This window comes from Jiangella gansuensis DSM 44835, from assembly GCF_000515395.1.
GTDB classification, from domain to species: domain Bacteria; phylum Actinomycetota; class Actinomycetes; order Jiangellales; family Jiangellaceae; genus Jiangella; species Jiangella gansuensis.
Genome location: NZ_KI911782.1, coordinates 2,168,606 through 2,186,402, shown reverse-complemented (window position 1 = coordinate 2,186,402; position 17,797 = coordinate 2,168,606). Strand labels below are relative to the sequence as shown.

14 protein-coding genes are annotated in these 17,797 nt (G+C 72.6%); 3 read left to right on the top strand and 11 right to left on the bottom strand.

Going from position 1 to position 17,797, the window contains the following annotated elements:
* Position 1 precedes the first annotated feature (1 nt).
* The 10 genes from murG to mraZ form a co-directional block, all read right to left on the bottom strand.
* The gene (gene murG, locus JIAGA_RS0110545) at positions 2 to 1,072 is read right to left on the bottom strand and encodes an undecaprenyldiphospho-muramoylpentapeptide beta-N-acetylglucosaminyltransferase (protein WP_026875632.1); all 1,071 of its coding nucleotides are present in this window, start codon (positions 1,070 to 1,072) and stop codon (positions 2 to 4) included.
* Positions 1,069 to 2,361, bottom strand: coding sequence for a putative lipid II flippase FtsW (ftsW, locus tag JIAGA_RS0110540; RefSeq protein WP_084470275.1), 1,293 nt, complete (start codon positions 2,359 to 2,361; stop codon positions 1,069 to 1,071). The genes murG and ftsW overlap by 4 nt, the downstream gene beginning before the upstream one ends.
* Positions 2,348 to 3,820 (bottom strand): UDP-N-acetylmuramoyl-L-alanine--D-glutamate ligase, encoded by a 1,473-nt coding sequence (murD, locus tag JIAGA_RS0110535; protein WP_084470273.1) that lies wholly within the window; start codon positions 3,818 to 3,820, stop codon positions 2,348 to 2,350. Before murD ends, ftsW begins: the two co-directional genes overlap by 14 nt.
* Positions 3,817 to 4,878 carry a phospho-N-acetylmuramoyl-pentapeptide-transferase gene (mraY, locus tag JIAGA_RS0110530; protein WP_026875629.1) on the bottom strand — a complete coding sequence of 354 codons (1,062 nt, stop codon included), beginning with the start codon at positions 4,876 to 4,878 and terminating at the stop codon, positions 3,817 to 3,819. Before mraY ends, murD begins: the two co-directional genes overlap by 4 nt.
* Positions 4,875 to 6,266: a UDP-N-acetylmuramoyl-tripeptide--D-alanyl-D-alanine ligase gene (locus JIAGA_RS0110525; RefSeq protein ID WP_026875628.1), complete on the bottom strand. Its 1,392-nt coding sequence runs from the start codon at positions 6,264 to 6,266 to the stop codon at positions 4,875 to 4,877. Before JIAGA_RS0110525 ends, mraY begins: the two co-directional genes overlap by 4 nt.
* Entirely contained in the window at positions 6,263 to 7,888 is a 1,626-nt protein-coding gene (locus JIAGA_RS28955) for a UDP-N-acetylmuramoyl-L-alanyl-D-glutamate--2,6-diaminopimelate ligase (protein ID WP_051425942.1), read from the bottom strand. Before JIAGA_RS28955 ends, JIAGA_RS0110525 begins: the two co-directional genes overlap by 4 nt.
* Positions 7,889 to 7,907: 19 nt before the next feature.
* Positions 7,908 to 9,863, bottom strand: coding sequence for a peptidoglycan D,D-transpeptidase FtsI family protein (locus tag JIAGA_RS0110515; protein WP_169738853.1), 1,956 nt, complete (start codon positions 9,861 to 9,863; stop codon positions 7,908 to 7,910).
* Between the two features lie 392 nt (positions 9,864 to 10,255).
* Complete coding sequence (gene ftsL / locus JIAGA_RS28950) at positions 10,256 to 10,678, bottom strand: cell division protein FtsL (protein ID WP_211239601.1); 423 nt, start codon at positions 10,676 to 10,678, stop codon at positions 10,256 to 10,258.
* On the bottom strand, positions 10,675 to 11,676 hold the full coding sequence (gene rsmH / locus JIAGA_RS0110505) for a 16S rRNA (cytosine(1402)-N(4))-methyltransferase RsmH (RefSeq protein WP_026875626.1): 1,002 nt from the start codon (positions 11,674 to 11,676) through the stop codon (positions 10,675 to 10,677). Before rsmH ends, ftsL begins: the two co-directional genes overlap by 4 nt.
* A gap of 174 nt (positions 11,677 to 11,850) precedes the next feature.
* Positions 11,851 to 12,282, bottom strand: a complete 432-nt coding sequence (mraZ, locus tag JIAGA_RS0110500) for a division/cell wall cluster transcriptional repressor MraZ (RefSeq protein WP_026875625.1) — start codon at positions 12,280 to 12,282, stop codon at positions 11,851 to 11,853.
* 398 nt (positions 12,283 to 12,680) lie between these two features.
* Here mraZ and JIAGA_RS0110495 point away from each other — a divergent pair, with 398 nt between their 5' ends.
* From JIAGA_RS0110495 to JIAGA_RS28940, 3 genes are read left to right on the top strand one after another with little or no spacing between them, the layout of a single operon-like run.
* Entirely contained in the window at positions 12,681 to 13,673 is a 993-nt protein-coding gene (locus tag JIAGA_RS0110495; protein WP_035812386.1) for an AAA family ATPase, read from the top strand.
* Between the two features lie 16 nt (positions 13,674 to 13,689).
* Positions 13,690 to 15,009, top strand: coding sequence for a DUF58 domain-containing protein (locus JIAGA_RS28945; protein WP_051425939.1), 1,320 nt, complete (start codon positions 13,690 to 13,692; stop codon positions 15,007 to 15,009).
* Between the two features lie 9 nt (positions 15,010 to 15,018).
* The gene (locus JIAGA_RS28940; RefSeq protein WP_169738852.1) at positions 15,019 to 17,346 is read left to right on the top strand and encodes a transglutaminase TgpA family protein; all 2,328 of its coding nucleotides are present in this window, start codon (positions 15,019 to 15,021) and stop codon (positions 17,344 to 17,346) included.
* A 190-nt stretch (positions 17,347 to 17,536) separates the two neighbouring features.
* Here the strand turns inward: JIAGA_RS28940 and JIAGA_RS34950 are convergent.
* The coding region (locus tag JIAGA_RS34950; RefSeq protein WP_169738851.1) for an LPXTG cell wall anchor domain-containing protein at positions 17,537 to 17,797 on the bottom strand (261 nt) is incomplete at its 5' end.

The window sequence follows — 17,797 nt, the reverse complement described above, 5'->3', positions numbered from 1 at the left end:
GTCACCTTCCTGTCGCACGCCGCACCATCTCGACCAGTCGGTCGTCGGCGTCGCGACGACCGAGACTAGCCGCTGCGGTACCCATGGCGTCCAACCGAGGCCGGTCTCCCAGCAACGCGACCACCTCGTCGGCCAGCCGCGACGGCGTCAGCTCACCGTCGGCCACCAGCAGGCCCCCGCCGGCCTCGGTGGTCGGCACGGCGTTGAAACGCTGTTCGCCGTTTCCGTGCGGCAGCGGGACGTACACCGCCGGCAACCCGACAGCGGCCAGCTCCGCGCAGGTGATGGCGCCGGCCCGGCAGACGGCGAGGTCGGCGGCGGCGTAGGCGAGGTCCATCCGGTCCACGTACGGCAGCGGCACGTAGCCCGGCCGGGCCCGCACCGTGTCCGCGTTGGCGCCGCCCACCGCGTGCAGCACTTGGAAGCCGGCGGCCAGCAGCTGCTCCAGCGCACCGGCCACGGCCTCGTTGATGCGCCGGGCGCCCTGGCTGCCGCCGAAGGCGAACAGCGTCGGCCGGTCCGGGTCGAGCCCGAAGAACGCCCGCGCCTCCGCCCGGGTCGCCGACCGGTCCAGCACCGCGATCGACCGGCGCAACGGGATCCCGACGTGCTGGGCGTGCGGCAGGTCGATGGCCGGGGTCGCCACCGCGACGTGCGACGTGAACCGGGCCCCGAGCCGGTTGGCGAGCCCCGGTTTCGCGTTCGCTTCGTGCACCACGATCGGCACGCCCACGCGACGGGCGGCCAGGTACGCCGGCAGCGCAACGTAGCCGCCGAACCCCACCACCACCTCGGCGCGCCGCTCGTGCAGCACGGCAGCGGTCTCCCGAACCGCCGCGCGCACCCGCAGCGGCAGTCGCAGCAGCTCCGGTGTCGGCCGGCGAGGCATGGGCACCGGCGGAATGAGCGCCAGCTCGTAGCCGCGTTCGGGCACCAGCCGCACCTCCAGTCCCCGCTCAGTGCCCAGCAACACGACCTGCGCCGACGCGTCGGCGCGGCGGATGGCCTCAGCTGTTGCCAGTGCGGGTTCGATGTGCCCGGCGGTGCCTCCGCCGGCCAGAACCACCCTCACCCGGCGTTCCTCCTCTGTATGAACCTGTGTCCGGCCGAGCGAGCCAGCTCGCGCCGTTGTCGGCGGCGTTCTCGCCGCGCTTCCTTGCGGGCGGCCAGGGCCTCCCGGGCGCCCGGTTCCTCCTTGGCCAGGGCCATGAGGATGCCGACAGCGACGATGGCCACCACCATCGAGGCGCCACCGTACGACACCAGCGGCAGCGGCACGCCGATGACCGGGAAGACCACCAGAACGCTACCAAGGTTGATGATGGCCTGAACCACCAGCCAACCGGTGATGCCGGCGGCGGCGAGCCTGGTGAACATGTCGTCGGTGCGCATGGCGATGCGGATGCCGGCGTACCCGAGGGTGAAGAACAGCGCCAGCACCATCAGGGCGCCGGGCAGGCCGAGTTCCTCACCGAGGATGGAGAAGATGAAGTCCGTGTGAGCTTCGGGGAGCTGGCCCCACTTGAGGCGGCTGGCGCCCAGGCCGGTCCCCCACCAGCCCCCCGTGGCGAAGGCGTAGATCGAATTGGCCGCCTGGTAACCGGTGCCGGCGAAGTCCGCGAACGGGTCGAGGAAGCTCACCACCCTCGACATCCGGTTCTCCGACGCCGCCACGAAGTACGCCCCCACCACGCCGACCACGCCGAGCGCGAGCCCGAACAGCCAGGTCGGCACCCCCACCACCCACAGCAGGGTCAGCACGATGGCCATCAGCACCAGCGCGGTGCCGAGGTCGTGCTGGCCGATGGTCAGGGCGACGACGGCGCCGGCCACCGGAACGAACGGGATCATGAGGTGCTTCCACTGCTGCAGCAGCCGGCCCTTCAGCGCGAACATCCCCGCGCCCCACACGATCAGTGCCAGCTTCGCCGGCTCCGACGGCTGGATCAGGAACGGCCCGCCGAAGTCCAGCCAGTTCGTGTTGCCGCCACGGGTGACACCCAGCCCGGGCACGAACGTGAGCGCCAGCAGCATCGCCGCCACCACCAGCATCGGCAACCCGAACCGCCGGATGGTGCGCGTCGACATCCGGGAGGCCACCCAGGCGGCCGGCAGCGCCACGATCACCCAGGCCAGCTGGCGGGCGAAGAAGTAGTACGAGTGGCCGAACTGCAACCGCGACATCACGCTGGAGGCGGAGAACACCATCACCAGCCCCAGCACCAGCAGCAGCCCGGCGGACCCCAGCACCAGGTAGTACGACGCCAGCGGCCGCTTCAGCAGCCGGCGCAGGGCCTCCGAGCCGGCGGCACGCAGCGGCTTCGAACCGTCGCGGGTGGGCGGCTTCTCAGTGGTGCTCACGGCGCCGCACCGCCGCGGCGAAGGCGTCACCGCGCGCCACGTAGTTGGCGAACATGTCCATCGACGCGCACGCGGGCGCCAGCAGCACGGTGTCGCCGGGCCTGGCCAGCTCGGCGGCTGCTGCGACGACGCGGTCCATGGCCTCATTGTGGGTGTCGGAAAGCTCGACAACCGGCACATCCGGTGCGTGTCGTGCCAGCGACTGGGCGATCAGCCCCCGGTCGGCGCCGATCAGGACCACGCCGCGCAGCCGTGCCGCGGCTCCCGCGACGAGCTCGTCGAACGTGGCGCCCTTGGCCAGGCCACCGGCGATCCACACCACGGACGGATACGCCGTCAGGGATGCCGCGGCGGCGTGCGGGTTGGTGGCCTTGGAGTCGTCGACGTAGCCGACGCCGTCGATGGTGGCGATCGTCTGGATGCGGTGCGCCTCGGGCTCGAAGCCCCGCAGACCGTCGCGGACCGCTACCTGCGGCACGCCGATCGAGCGGGCCAGCGCCGCGGCTGCCAGCGCGTTGGCGACGTTGTGCGGCGCCGGCGGCTGCACGTCGGCGACGGAGGCCAGCTCGGCCGCCATGTTCATCGGGGGATGCCGCTCGGCGATGAACGCGCGGTCCACCAGCACGTCGTCCACCACGCCGACCATCCCGACCGCCGGGATGCCCAGAGTGAACCCGACGGCCCGGGCGCCTTCTCGCACGTCGGCGTCGCGGACCATCTGCTCGGTCAGCGGGTCGGCGACGTTGTAGACGCAGGCGGTCTCGACCCCGGCGTAGATGCGGGCCTTGTCCGCGGCGTAGGCGTCGAGCGAGCCGTGCCAGTCCAGGTGGTCGGGTGCGACGTTCAGCACCGCCGCCGACCGCGCGGCCATGGAGTACGTCCAGTGCAGCTGGTAGCTGGACAGCTCCACGGCGATGACGTCGTGGCCGCCGGGGTCGAGCATCGCGGACACGACGGGGTCGCCGACGTTGCCGGTCGCGGCCACCCGCAGACCGGAGGCGCGCAGCATCGACGCGAGCATCTTCACCGTCGTGGTCTTGCCGTTGGTGCCGGTCAGCACCAGCCACGGGGTCGCCGGGTCACGGATGCGCCAGGCCAGCTCGACCTCGCCCCACACCGGCACACCGGCGGCGGCCGCGGCCACCAGCAGCGGCGCGGACGGCTTCCAGCCTGGCGACGTCACCACCAGGTGCGTCCCTGGCGGCAGCGACGCCGTCGACCCTGGTCCGAGCACCACGGTGGCGTCGAGGATGGAGAGGATGGTGCCGCGTTCGCGCTCGGCTTCGCCGTCGCGCTCGTCCAGGACGGTGACCCGGGCGCCGAGCTGGATCAGCGCGTCCGCGGCGGCGTACCCGGACACGCCGAGGCCGGCCACGACGACGGACAGTTCCGACCACGGGCTGGTGCGGCTCGCCTCCGCCAGCCAACCCGGTGCCGGCGAGGCCGCCGCCGCGCTCATGCCGTCGCCACCCATTCGGCGTAGAACAGGCCCAGGCCCAGCACGACGAACATGCCGGCGATGATCCAGAACCTGATGACGATGGTGACCTCGCCCCAGCCTTTCAGCTCGAAGTGGTGCTGCAGCGGAGCCATCCGGAACAGCCGTTTGCCGCCGGAGACCTTGAACCAGCCCACCTGCAGGATCACCGAGAGGGTGATGACCACGAACAGTCCGCCCAGCACGATGAGCAACAGTTCGGTCCGGGTGGTGATGGCCAGGCCCGCCAGGCCGCCACCGAGCGCCAGCGAGCCGGTGTCGCCCATGAAGATCTTCGCCGGGGCGGCGTTCCACCACAGGAAGCCGAAACAGGCCCCCACCAGCGCCGCGGACACGATGGCCAGGTCGAGCGGGTCGCGCACGTCATAACAGCTGGGGCCGGGGGACACCGCACAGCTCTGGTTGAGCTGCCACACGCCGATCAGCGTGTACGCGCCGAACGCCATCACGGCCGCGCCGGTGGCAAGGCCGTCGAGGCCGTCGGTGAGGTTCACCGCGTTGGAGAAACCGGAGATGAGGAACAACGCCCAGATGACGAACACCGCCGCGGGCATCACCCACGGGGTGTCGCGCAGCACCGACAGTGCCTGTGACGCCGGAGTGTAGCCCTGCTCGTCCGGGAAGTTGATCGCCAGGATCGCGAAGACCACGGCGACGGCGATCTGGCCGGCCATCTTGGCCCGGCTGCGCAGGCCCAGGCTGCGCTGCTTGGCGATCTTGATGTAGTCGTCCAGGAATCCGACGATGCCGAGGCCCACCACGAGGAACAGCACCAGCAGGCCGGACACCGTCGGCGGCGACGGGCGCACGACGTGCGCCACGAAGTAGCCGAGCACGGCGGCCAGGATGATGACGGCGCCGCCCATCGTGGGCGTGCCGCGCTTGGTGTGGTGGCTGGTGGGCCCGTCGTCGCGGATCAGCTGGCCGTACCCGCGGCGCACCAGCACCCGGATGGCCAGGGGGGTGCCCAGGATCGAGGCGACGAGGCCGACGACGCCGGCGGTGAGAATCGAGATCACGGTGTCTCCACCAGCCGTTCGCCGAGGAACCGCAGGCCGGCGTCTCGGGAGGACTTGACCAGCACGACGTCGCCGGGGCGCAGCTCGTCACGCAGCAGCGCGTACGCGGCGTCGGTGTCCTGGACCAGCATCGACTCCCCGTCCCATGATCCTTCCAGCATCGCGCCCTGGTGGATGGCCCGGGCGCCGTCGCCGACGGCGACCAGTCGCGACACGTTGAGCCGCACCGCGAGGCGCCCGATGGCGTCGTGCTCGGCCACGGACGACTCCCCCAGCTCCAGCATCTCGCCGAGGACTGCCCAGGTGCGCCCGTTCCTGCGCAGCTGGGCCAGGGTCTTCAGCGCCGCCCGCATGGACTCGGGGTTGGCGTTGTAGGCGTCGTTGACGACGGTGACGCCGTCGGGCCGCTCGGTGACCTCCATGCGCCAGCGCGAGCGCGGCTGGGCCGCGGACAGGCGGGCGGCGACGACGTCGACCGGCAGGCCGAGCGCGTGCCCGGCGGCGGCGACCGCCAGCGCGTTGCCGACCTGGTGCTCGCCGACCAGCCGCAACGACACGTCGGCGCCCCCACCGGGGGCGATGAGCCGGAACGACGCCCGGCCGGTATCGTCGAGCTGGACGTCCTCGGCGCGGATGTCGGCGTGCACGGATTCGCCGACCATCAGCACCGTCGCGTCGGTCTGGTCGGCCATCCGGCGCACCACCTGGTCGTCGGCGTTCAGGATCGCCGTCCCGCCGGCTGACGCCGGCGGGAGCGCCTGGACCAGTTCGGCTTTGGCGCGCGCGATGGTGTCGCGGTCGCCGAACTCGCCCAGGTGCGCGCTGCCGACGTTGAGGACGATGCCCACCGACGGCGGGGCGATGCCGCACAGGTACGCGATGTGGCCGGGGCCGCGCGCGCCCATCTCGACCACGAGGGTCCGGGTGTCCTGGTCGGCCCGCAGGACGGTCAGCGGCACGCCGACCTCGCTGTTGTAGGAGCCTGGCGGCGCCACCAACGGCCCCAGCGGCTCGAGCACCTGCGCCAGCAGGTCCTTCGTGGTGGTCTTGCCGGACGAGCCGGTGACACCCACGACGGTCGTCTGCGGCAGCCGGTCGACGACGGCGCGAGCCAACCGGCCGAAGGCCGCCTCGGTGTCGTCGACGACGACGGCGGGGACGCCGACAGGCCGGGCGGCGAGTACCGCGACGGCGCCGGACTCGACCGCGGCGGAGGCGAAGTCGTGCCCGTCCTGCGCCTCCCCCTGCCGCGCGACGAACAGGCCGCCGGGGACGATCTCGCGCGAGTCGGTGACCACCGGTCCGGTGACCCGCGTCTCGGGGTCACGCACGGCGTCCAGCCGGCCGCCGGTCGCCGCGGCGACCTCGGCCAGCGTCAGCGAAATCACCTGTTCTCCCCTTGCCCGGAGTCGCCGGGTGCGCCCGCACCGAACTCCGCACTCCATCGCCGCAGCTCCTCGCGGAGCACCTCTCGATCATCGAATGGCTGCACGACGCCTGCGATCTCCTGCCCTTGTTCGTGCCCTTTGCCGAGGACCACCACGGTGTCCCCGGCTCCTGTCGCCGCGCGCAGCGCGGCCCGGATCGCCTCGCGGCGCCCGGCCACCTCGAGGACCTCGGCCCGCTCGGCGGCCGGAACGGCCTGCGCGCCCCTGACGACGGCGGCGCGGATGGCGGCTGGGTCCTCGGATCGTGGGTTGTCGTCGGTGACGACGACGACGTCGGCGCCGGCCGCTGCCGCCTGCCCCATGTGGGGCCGCTTCTCCCGGTCGCGGTCGCCGCCGGCGCCCACGACCACGATCAGCCGGCCGGCCGGGTGCAGTGCGCGCAGCACATTCTGGATGGCATCGGGGGTGTGCGCGAAATCGACGACGGCGTTCGGCGCATCGGTCGGGGTGGTACCGGGTGCGCCCGGCTTGTCGGGGGCGGGGGCGACGACGCGCTCCATCCGGCCCGGGACGCCGGCGCAGTCGGCCACGCCGCGGGCCGCGTCGCCGGCGTCGACCCCGGCCTGCACCAGCATCGTGACGGCGAGGGCCGCATTGGTGACGTTGAACTCGCCCGGCAGCGGCACCCGCAGTTCGAGCTTCTCGCCGTCCGGGCCGGCCAGCACCGTGGTGTGGCCGAGGTGTTCGACGCGCCAGTCCGCGCGGAGCTCGGCGCCCGCGGTGGCGGGGTGGTCCGCGCCGGCGGGCAGGACGGTCACCGTCGGGACCCCGGCCCCAGCGGCCAGCCGCCGGCCGTACTCGTCGGCGAGGACGACGGCGGCCCGGCGGGTGCGCGCGGGTGTGAAAAGGCGCGCCTTGGCGGCGAAGTAGTCGTCGAGGTCGGTGTGGAAGTCGAGGTGGTCCTGGGTGAGGTTGGTGAACCCGGCGACATCGAACACGATGCCGTCGACCCGCCCGAACACCATGGCGTGGCTCGAAACCTCCATCGCGCAGGCGGTCACGCCGCGCTCTCGCATCACGGCCAGCAGCGCGTGCACGTCGGTGGCCTCCGGCGTCGTACGGATGCTGGCGACGCGTTCGTCGCCGACTCTGGTCTCCACCGTCCCGATGAGTCCGGTGGTGTGGCCCGCGGCGCGCAGCCCGGACTCCAGGAGGTACGACGTGGTGGTCTTGCCGTTGGTTCCGGTGACCGCGAGCATCATCAGGTCTCGGTCCGGGTGGCCGTAGACGGCGGCGGCGACGGCGCCCATGTGGGCGCGCGGGTCGTCCGCCGTCAGGACCGGAACGGGCAGCTCGCCGGCGAGGCGGGCGCCGTCGGGATCGGTGACGACGGCGACGGCGCCGGAGCGGACGGCGTCGGCGGCGAACCTGGCGCCGTGCGTCACCGCGCCGGGCAGCGCCAGGTAGAGGTCACCGGGTCTGACCTGGCGAGAGTCGTGGGTGACACCGGTCACCGGGACGTCGCGGGCCGCGGCGTCCACCGAGAGCGAGGCCTCGGTGGCGAGCGCCGCGAGCGGGAGCGGCGCGACGTGGCGGGGACGCAGTCCTGGGCGGTCGGGCACGACAGAGCAATCTACTCGGTCACTCGGCGAAGAGTGGCACCTGCGGCGCCTCGGTGCCCGTGGGTGCCACGCCGCCCTGCTCGAGAGCGAACCGCATGATCTCCGCGAACGCCGGGCCGGCCAGCGCGCTGCCCGAGTTGCCGTTCTTGGGGTCGAACAGCGAGACGACGACGGCGTACCGGGGGTCGTCGGCCGGCGCGAAGCCCATGAAGGAGGAGTTGTAGTCGGCGTAGCAACCGCACTCGGGGTCGATGCGCTGCGCGGTTCCGGTCTTGCCGGCGACGCGGTAGCCGTCGACCTCCGCCGGCCCGCCGGTGCCGCCGTCGCCCATGACGGCTTCCATCATGGTGGTGACCTCGGCCGCCGTCTCCTCACTGATGACGCGTTCGGGCTCGTCCGGCTCGATCGGTGTCTCCTCGCCGTCGGGGCCGATGGTGGCCGCCACGAGGCGCGGGTCGACCCGTAGCCCGCCGTTGGCGATGGTGGCGTAGGCGGATGCCATCTGCACGGCGCTGACGGAGATGCCCTGCCCGAAGGCGACGTTGTCGCGGGTCAGATCGGTGAAGGCGTCGCCGGTCGGGAGGTACCCGCCGGTTTCGCCGGGCAGCCCGAGGTCCGGGGCGGTGCCGAACCCGAACGCGTCCAGGTACTGGTTGAACACGTCCTTCTCGAGCAGCTCGGCGGCGAGCACCGTGCCGACGTTGCTCGACTTGGCGACGATCCCGGCCACCGTCATCTGGTCGACACCGTGGCTGTAGTAGTCGTTGATGGTCTCGCCACCACGGCGGATGTTGTCGGGCACGGAGAAGACCGTGGACGCGTCGACCACGCCTTCCTCGACCGCCGCGGCCATGGTGATCGGCTTGAAGACCGAGCCCGGTTCGTAAGCGTCCTCGACCGCGGCGCTGCCGCGGTCGGCGGCCTCGGTCTTGCCGGGGTCGTTGGGGTCGAAGGTCGGGGTGGCCGCGAGGGCCACGATCTCCTGCGTCTCCACGTCCATGACGACGGCCACGCCGTCTGCCGCGCCGGCGTTCTCGACGGCGTCGGCGAGCACCTGCTCGGCGTGCCACTGCACGTCGCGGTCGAGGGTCAGGCGCAGCCCCGTGCCGGACACCGGCTGTTGCACGTGGTTGGAGGAGCTGTTGGGGATGCGCAGGCCGGACGGGCTGAACTGGTAGGTGGCCTCGCCGTCCTCGCCGGCCAGGGTCGGGTCCATGGACTGTTCCAGGCCGGTGAGCCCGACACCTTCGGCACCGAGCACTCCCACGACGTTGCCGGCCACAGGGCCGGCCGGGTAGTCCCGGGCGGCCGCGGTCTCGGCGGTGAAGCCGGGCAGTCCGAGCGCCTGGACCTGCCGCCAGACCGCGCCCGGCACCCCCTTGGCGACGTACACGTACCGCCGGTCGCCGGTCAGGGTTTCCTGCAGAGCCGCGGCGTCGGTGCCGAGGATGCTCTCGAGCTGCAGCGCGTAGGCGGCCGGATTGCTCACCTGGGTCTGGTCGATGACGATGTCGTACGCCTCGATGGTGGCGGCCAGCGACGCGCCGTTGCGGTCGAGGATCTCGCCGCGCTCGGCCCGCACCGGCACCGTGTCCAGCCCGATCTGGTTGGCGACGGCGGCGTAGCCGGACGCGTCGATGCCCTGCAGCTGAATGAGCCGGCCGCCGAACAGCGACAGCACCACGCACACACCGACCAGGCTCACCCGCAGCCGCTTACGCGGGTCGGCCAGGCGCACCAGCCGCGGCTGCCGCGGTGGCTTGGGCGGCTTCGGCGGCTTGGGTGCCCTGGGCGCAACTGCCCGCGGCTGGCGCACGGCCTTGCGCCGGTCCGGTGTGGACCGGCGCGGGTTCGACGACGGGGTGCGGCGGGCACTCCCGCGGCGATCCGCCGTCCGAGCGGGCTTCCGCGCGGAGGTGGTCGCCGTCGCCGCCTGCTTGGCGGAGGACTTGGCCGCGGGCTTCGCCGACTTCACCGCCGGCCGGGCGGCCGCCGCTCTCGCGGTCTTCGCTCCCGGCTTGGCGGCGGGCGTTGCTGCCTTCGCTGGCTTGGGCGGCTTGGGCGCGGCTTTCCGCGCTGGCCTTGGCGCGGCCTTCCGCGCCGGGTCGGGCCCGGTCGCCGGCCGGGCGCTGGCACCAGAGCCGCGGCCCGCACCGGACTTGCGACCGGCACCGGACGTACGACCGGTACCAGACCCGCGACCGGCACCGGAGCCACGACCGGCTGCTGCCGTGCCGCCGCCGATCGTCGCGGATCCTCCCCGCCGCGCCCCCGACCGGCGCGTTTCGGCACCACCCCGTCCGGTCCGCCGCGGCTCCGCACCTCGGGAGCCGGTCCCCCGCGGCCCGTCGGGGCGCTTCGGGGGCATCAGTCGTCACCACCGGCGTCGTTGCTCTCGGCGGCGCGGGTGTCGCCGTCGGAGGGGGCACTGTCCGCGGCACCGGAGCCGGGCAGCTCCAGGAAGCGCGGCGGTTCCTCCGCCGGAACCATCCCCATCCGGGCGGCCTGCTCGGCCAGGGCGCCCGGCGCGCTGCGCTCGGCGACCTCCTCGGCCAGCTGTGCCTGCCGGTCGCGCAGCTCGTCGGTGCGTGACTGCAGCTCGCCCAGCTCGAAGGACCCTTGCTGCAGCGACGTGTTGAGCACCAGCAGACCGATGAGGCCGACGCCCAGCACCAGCAGCACCAGGACGACGAACGGGGCCCGCGGCGCCTTCGACGAACGCACCGGGACGCTGCGCAGCATCGGCCGTCGCGCCGTCCTGACTTCGGCGTATGCACGTTCAGCGCTCATGCCGCCTCCCGAATCCGTTCGACGGCCCGCAGCCGGGCCGAGGCCGCGCGCGGGTTGGCGGCGACCTCCTCGTCGGTGGGCGGCTCGGATGCCAGCAGCTTCAGCACCGGCCGGTGTTCGGGCAGCTCGACCGGTAACCCGGGCGGTGCCGTACTGGCCGCCCCTGCCGCGAACGCCTTCTTGACCATGCGGTCCTCGAGCGAGTGGTACGAGAGCACGACGGCCCGGCCGCCGACGGCCAGGGCGCCCAGCGCAGCAGGCAGCGCTCGTTCCAGGGCGTCCAACTCGCCGTTCACTTCGATCCGCAACGCCTGGAAGGTGCGCTTGGCGGGGTGCCCGCCGGTGCGGCGGGCCGCGGCCGGGATGGCCCCGCGGATGAGCTCCACCAGCCGGCCGCTGGTGTCGAACGGCTCCCGCTGGCGCGCCCGCACCACCGCGGCGGCGATGCGGGAGGCGAAGCGCTCCTCGCCGTAGCGACGCAGGATCCGGGTGAGCCGGGCCGCGTCGTACGTGTTGAGCACGTCCGCCGCGGTGAGCCCGGACGACTGGTCCATCCGCATGTCCAGCGGGGCGTCCTGGGCGTACGCGAAGCCACGGCCGGCCTCGTCCAACTGGAGGGAGGAGACCCCCAGATCGAAGAGGATGCCGTGGACACGCCGGATGCCGAGGCCCGCCAAGACGTCGGCGATCCGGTCGTAGACCGCGTGGACACCGGTGAACCGGTCACCGAACGGTGCCAGCCGCTCGCGGGAGCGCTCCAGCGCCGCGTGGTCGCGGTCGAGACCGACCAGGCGCGCTGTAGTGCAGCGGCTCAGGATGGCCTCCGCGTGTCCGCCGAGCCCGAGCGTCGCATCGACGACGACCCGGCCGCCGGTCTCATCGCCGGCGCCATCGCGGCGAGCGGCGGATTGCCCCCGCAGGCTCGGCTCCAGCAGCCCGACGACCCGGTCGAGCAGCACAGGGACGTGCGACGCCCCGTGCGACTCCTGCTCGGTCATCGACACCCCCGCGTCTTGTCCTCGAATCGGTCGCTCGTTCCGCTTCCCTTGCGGCTCGTACGGTCAGGTCCCCGCCCGCTCGGGCAGCTCAGCTCGGTCACTTGCCACCGGGGAAGGTGTGTCAAGTGACGTGAGCGGCCGGAGACCTCACCGTGCGTGCCACGCGTCGGCGGGTCAGAAGATGCCGGGCAGCACCTCCTCGGAGATGTCGGCGAACATCGGTTCCTTCTCTGCCTGGTACGTCTCCCAGGCCTGCTCGGACCAGATCTCCACGCGGGTCATCGCACCGACGACGGTGCACTCGCGTTCCAGCCCGGCGTAGGTCCGCAGACCCGTCGGGATGGTGATGCGGCCCTGCTTGTCCGGGACCTCGTCGCTGGCCCCCGCTGCCAGCATCCGGGCGAAGTCGCGGGTGCCCTTGTGCGTGATGGGCGCGGCCCGCAACTGCTCGGTGAACCGGAGGAACTCCGCGTGCGGCCACACGTAGAGACAGCGTTCCTGTCCTCGTGTGATCACGACGCCCTCCGCCAGTTCGTCCCGGAACTTCGCCGGAAGGATGAGTCGCCCTTTGTCGTCCAGCCGGGGCGTGTGGGTGCCGAGGAACACGGCCCACCTCCCCGCTGTCCGCCGTGGCCGTCATCTGGTCCCCGATGACGGCCACTTCGGACCACTCTTCCTCCAATGCCCGCCACTCTACTCCACTCTCCCCCACTTGCAACCACAATCGCCCCCACCGCGCCCCACCTCCCCCCATCCGGCACCAACCCGGAGGCGCCGGACGATCACCGGGCGGCCTATCGGTATGTCCGGAATGACTGATGCGTGGGAAGCGGAGTGGACATAGGCTCTGCGGGTATACGAGGAAGTCCCGAAGCTGATCGGAACCTGAGCGACGAGCCGCACGTCGCACACTGCGAGACTGGTAGCGGGAATTCCGCGATCGGCCGAGGCACGTACGCCGACGAGGTCGGGGATCGAATGGAGGAGACGTGCCTGATTCGTTGATGCAGGGCAGCCATCAACAGCCGGCGTCCGACCGCGTGTCGGAACTTGCCCTGACCGACCTCGCCGACACCGCGGCCCGCATCCAGTCGGCCATCGGTTCCGTCGTCGAAGGCAAGCCCGAGGTCATCAAGCTGGCGCTGACCGTCCTGCTCGCCGAGGGGCACATCCTCATCGAGGACGTTCCAGGAGTCGGCAAGACGATGCTGGCCAAGTCCATCGCCCGCGCCGTCGACTGCACCGTTCGCCGAATCCAGTTCACGCCCGACCTGATGCCCAGCGACGTCACCGGCGTCTCCGTGTTCAATCAGGAGACCCGGGAGTTCGAGTTCAAGCCCGGCGGCGTCTTCGCGAACGTCGTCGTCGGCGACGAGATCAACCGCGCCTCCCCGAAGACGCAGTCCGCCCTCCTGGAGTGCATGGAGGAGCGGCAGGTCACGGTCGACGGCACCACCTACCAGCTCGAGGCCCCGTTCATGGTGGTCGCCACCCAGAATCCCATCGAGATGGAGGGCACCTACCCGCTGCCGGAGGCCCAGCGCGACCGCTTCATGATGCGGCTGTCCATGGGGTACCCCTCCACCCGCGACGAGATCGAGATGATCGACACCCACGGAGCCGGCAGCGCGCTGGACCCGCTCGAGCCGGTCACCGACGCCGCGCACGTGCACAAGCTCGTCCGGCTGGTCCGCGGCGTCTACGTCGCCGACGCCATCAAGGAGTACGCGGTCGCACTCACCAGCGCCACCCGCACCTCGCCGGAGCTGAGGCTGGGCGCATCGCCCCGGGCCACCCTCCATCTCATCCGCGCCGCCAAGGCCTGGGCGGGGCTGGACGGCCGCGAGTACGTCCTGCCCGACGACCTCCAGGTGCTGGCCGCACCGGTGCTCAGCCACCGGCTGCTACCCACCGCCGAGGCGCAGATCGGACGTCGCGACGCCTCGGGCATCGTCGACGACCTCGTCCAGCGCGTTCCGCAGCCAGACCCACGTTGACAGGTCGGGAGCCGAGGTGAGCGATGCGCTGTCCGGACTGACCCGCCGCGGCTGGGCGTTCCTGGCCGTGGGCGGCGGTGCCGTCATCGCCGCGGTCCTGGCCGGCCAGCGCGACGTCCTGCGCGCAGGCATCCTGCTGGTGGCGATCCCTGCCATCAGCCTGGTGGTCGCACTGCGCAGCCGGGTACGGCTGGCCGCGTCGCGGTCGATCGAGCCGCCTCGGGTGTCGGTCGGCGAGCGCGCCACGGTCCACCTCGAGCTGGCCAACTCCGCCCGTATCCCCACCGGCGTGCTGCTGGTCGAGGACAGCATCCCCTTCACGCTCGGCGCCCGGCCCCGGTTCGTGCTCGACCACGTCTGGTCCCGGTTCCGCCGCGACGTCACGTACGCCATCGACCCCGTCGTGCGCGGCAGGTACACGGTGGGGCCGCTGACCGTCCGGGTCACCGACCCGTTCGGCATGGTCGAGCTCAAACGCGCCTTCAGCGACGTCGGCACGTTGATCGTCACCCCGACCGTGCACCGGCTGCCCACCGCCCGGCTGGGCGGCGAGTGGAGCGGCAGCGGCGAGAGCCGGCCGCGCGCCATGGCCGCCGCCGGTGAGGAGGACGCCACCATCCGCGCCTACCGCACCGGCGACGACATGCGCCGGGTGCACTGGCGGGCCACCGCCCACCACGGCGATCTCATGGTCCGGCGCGAGGAGCAGCCGTGGCAGAGCCGAGCCACCATCCTGCTCGACACCCGCACCGCCGGGCACACCGGCGAGGGCATCGACTCCTCGCTGGAGTGGAGCGTCACCGCGGCCGCCTCCATCGGCGTTCACCTGGCCGAGCGCGGCTACGCGGTACGGTTGGCCACCGACCACGGCAGTGCCGTCTCCACGTCCTGGCACGACCCCGCCAGCGGCCCCGGCGACGCCAGGGTCTCGCTCCTGGACGCCCTGGCGGTGGTGCAGCCGCAACGCGACGCCTCCGTCGGGCGCTGGCCCGACCTGCTCAGCGGAGCCGAGTCCGCCACCGGGATGCTGGTCGGCGTGTTCGGCCGGCTCAGCGAGCAGGAAGCACGAGTGGTGGCGGCCCTGCGGCACGGCAGCACCGCGGCGCTCGCCGTCGTCCTCGACGTCATGTCGTGGACGTCGCTCGGCGCGCACAGCCGCGAACAGGTACGGCTGACCGAGAGCGTGCAGGTGCTGCGCGGCGCCGGCTGGAACGTCATCGTGGCGCACCGCGGCGAGCACCTCGCCGCCCTGTGGGAGCAGTTGGGCGTGCAGCGTCCAGCCGCCGGGCCGGCCGCGCCCGCGATGCAGGGCCGCCCGGCCCGGGAAGGTGCATGACCGATGCCGATGAGCACGCACGGACGCCTCACGACCGTCGCCGCGGTCGCATCGGTACTGTCGGTACTGCCGCTGTTCGAACTCACGGTCACCCGCGACTGGATCCTCTCCGCGGCGATCGCCGTCGCCTTCGTCGCCGGCACCGGTTACGTCCTGCGCAAGCTCAACGTGCCGGGCGCGCTGGTGCCCGTCGCGCAGCTGGCGGTCCTGGTGCTGTGGCTGGGCGTCCTGGTCGCCAGCGACGTCGCGCTGCTCGGCTTCATCCCGACAACCGAATGGGCCACCCGGCTGATCGACGTGTTCAACGAGGGCGTCGACGTCACCAACACCTACGTCGCGCCGGTCCCGGTGCCGCGCGGCATCACGCTCATGCTGGTCGGTGGCGCCGGGCTGGTCGCGTTGCTCGTCGACGCGGTCGCCGTCTGGTTGCGCAGGGTGCCGCTGGCCGGCTTCCCGCTCGCCGCCTGCTACGCCGTCACGGCTTCGGTCCTGGTCACCGGCCTCGAGTGGTACTGGTTCATCCCGCCGGCCGCCGGGTTCCTGGCGTTGCTCGTGTCCGAGGGCCGCACCAGGGTGGCCGGCTGGGGCCGCTCGGCCAGCCCGTCGGCCGCGCACAGCGGCGTCCCCGAGACCGACTCGCTGGCCCGCAACGGCCGCCGTGTCGGCGCGGTCGCGCTGGCCGTCGCGGTCGCGGTACCCGGCCTGGCGCCGGTGCTCACCGAGGGCCTACTCGGTCCCGGCCGGGGTGCTGGAGGCGGCGGCGGACAGACCATCCGCACCGACAACCCCATCGTCGACCTCCAGCGCAACCTGCAACGTCGCGAGAACGTCGAAGTGCTGCGGTATCGCAGCTCCGCCGACGAACCCTCGCACATCCGCATCGTGACGCTCGACGTCTTCGACGGCGACGAGTGGAAGACGTCCGACCGGCCGGTCCCCGACTCCGTCGACAGCGGGCTGCCGTGGCCGCAAGGACTGCAGGACGCCGAGTATCCCGTCGTCGACTACGACATCCGGATCACCCAGAACCTCAGCTCCAGCTGGCTGCCGCTGCCCTACCCCACGCAGTCCATCGAGATCGACGGCGACTGGCGCTACCACGCCGAGACGCTGGACGTCGTCACCAACAGCGGCAACGTGCAGGCTCGCCGGTACACCGCCCGCAGCCTGGCGCTCGCACCCACCGTCGAAGCGCTGCGGGCGGCCGGCGAACCGAGCAGCGACGTCGAGTCCTCGCTCGAACTGCCCGAGGAACTCCCCCAGATGGTCACCGAACTCGCCGACGAGGTCACCGCGGGAGCGACGGACGACTTCAGCCGCGCCGCCGCGCTGCAGGACTGGTTCCGCGGCCCGACCGGCGGGTTCGTCTACGACATCGAGTCGCAGCCGGGCCACTCGTCCACCGCGCTCGAGGACTTCCTCACCGAGCGGCGCGGCTACTGCGAGCAGTTCGCCGCCACTATGGCCATCATGGCCCGCTACCTCGGCATCCCGTCGCGGGTGGCCGTCGGCTTCACCCCGGGCGACTACCAGGGCGAGGCCACCTGGCTGGTCCGTGCCCACGACATGCACGCCTGGCCGGAGCTGTACTTCGAGGGCCTCGGCTGGGTGCGCTTCGAGCCCACGCCGGCCTCCCGTTCCGGCGCCGCGCCGGACTGGACCGTGGTGCCCAACACGGGCGGCAGCAACGCCCCGGCGCCCGACCCGTCGCAGCCGTCCGCACAGCCGTCGATGCAGGCCCCGCAGGTCCCCCGCGAGGACGACACCGCCGGGGGCGTCACCGCGCCCGGGGACGAGCCGCCGTCGCAATGGCCGCTGGTGATGCTCGGAGTGCTGGCCCTGGCCGCGCTGGTCTCGACCCCGTCGCTGTATGCCCGGTTCGGCCGGGAACGGCGTTGGCGGCAGGCCGGCCACGACGCCGCTTTGACCGCGGAGGCGGCCTGGGAGGATCTGCGCGAGACCGTCCGTGACGCCGGGCTGTCCTGGGATCCGGCCGCCACGCCGCGCGCGGTGGGTCGATCCGTGGCCGCGTCGGCGTCGCTGGGCCCTGAGGACCGTGTCCTGCTGGACCACCTGGTGGGCGCGATCGAGCGGGCCCGGTACGCACGCCAGTCGCAGCCGGTCGAGTCGCTGCGTGCCGACACCGCCGCAGTGCGCCGTACCATCTCCCGCTCGGCGTCGGCCGGCCGGCGAGTGGGCGCGTTCCTGGTGCCGTCGCGGCTGCGCGACGCCGCGGCCGCGGCCAATCAGGCGGTCCTGGACGCGTTCGACTGGATGGACACCGCCGGCGAGCGGGCGCGCGCGTCCGCCCTGTCGCTGGCCCGCCGCCGGTCCTGACGGTCAAGGCGCCACACGAGGCCCCTGCGGCTTCCGTGGACGGGCCTGTTCCCTGCCGCTTCTGGAGACTTGTGCACGCTAAGACGCGCCCGGAAGGGCGCATGAGTCTCCAGAAACGTGGTGGGACGCCGGCGCCCGGGTCCCCTGTGTGGGGCCCGGGCGCCGGGTGGTGATGGTTGGTGCGTGGTGCTCAGCTGGTCAGGCCTCCCTGGCCTGTCTGGCCGGTGTTGCGGCGGCGGGTGGTGGCCAGTGCGGTGCCGCCGGCGATGATGAGTAGCCCGCCGGCGAGTAGCAGCAGCACGGACGTGCCGCTACCGGTGTCGGCGAGGTCGTCGCCGCCGCCGCCGGCATTGCCACCGTTGTCGCCGCCGTTGTCGCCGCCGTTGTCGCCGTCGCCGTTGTCGTTGCCGGTGTCGTCGCCGTCGGGCAGGTCCGGGACGTCCACCGGCGT

Bases quoted from the DNA above. Each gene is read 5' to 3' on its own strand.
- murD (WP_084470273.1), bottom strand. From the start codon at position 3,820: ATGAGCGCGGCGGCGGCCTCGCCGGCACCGGGTTGGCTGGCGGAGGCG.
- ftsL (WP_211239601.1), bottom strand. From the start codon at position 10,678: ATGAGCGCTGAACGTGCATACGCCGAAGTCAGGACGGCGCGACGGCCG.
- rsmH (WP_026875626.1), bottom strand. From the start codon at position 11,676: ATGACCGAGCAGGAGTCGCACGGGGCGTCGCACGTCCCTGTGCTGCTC.
- JIAGA_RS0110495 (WP_035812386.1), top strand. From the start codon at position 12,681: ATGCAGGGCAGCCATCAACAGCCGGCGTCCGACCGCGTGTCGGAACTT.
- JIAGA_RS28940 (WP_169738852.1), top strand. From the start codon at position 15,019: ATGAGCACGCACGGACGCCTCACGACCGTCGCCGCGGTCGCATCGGTA.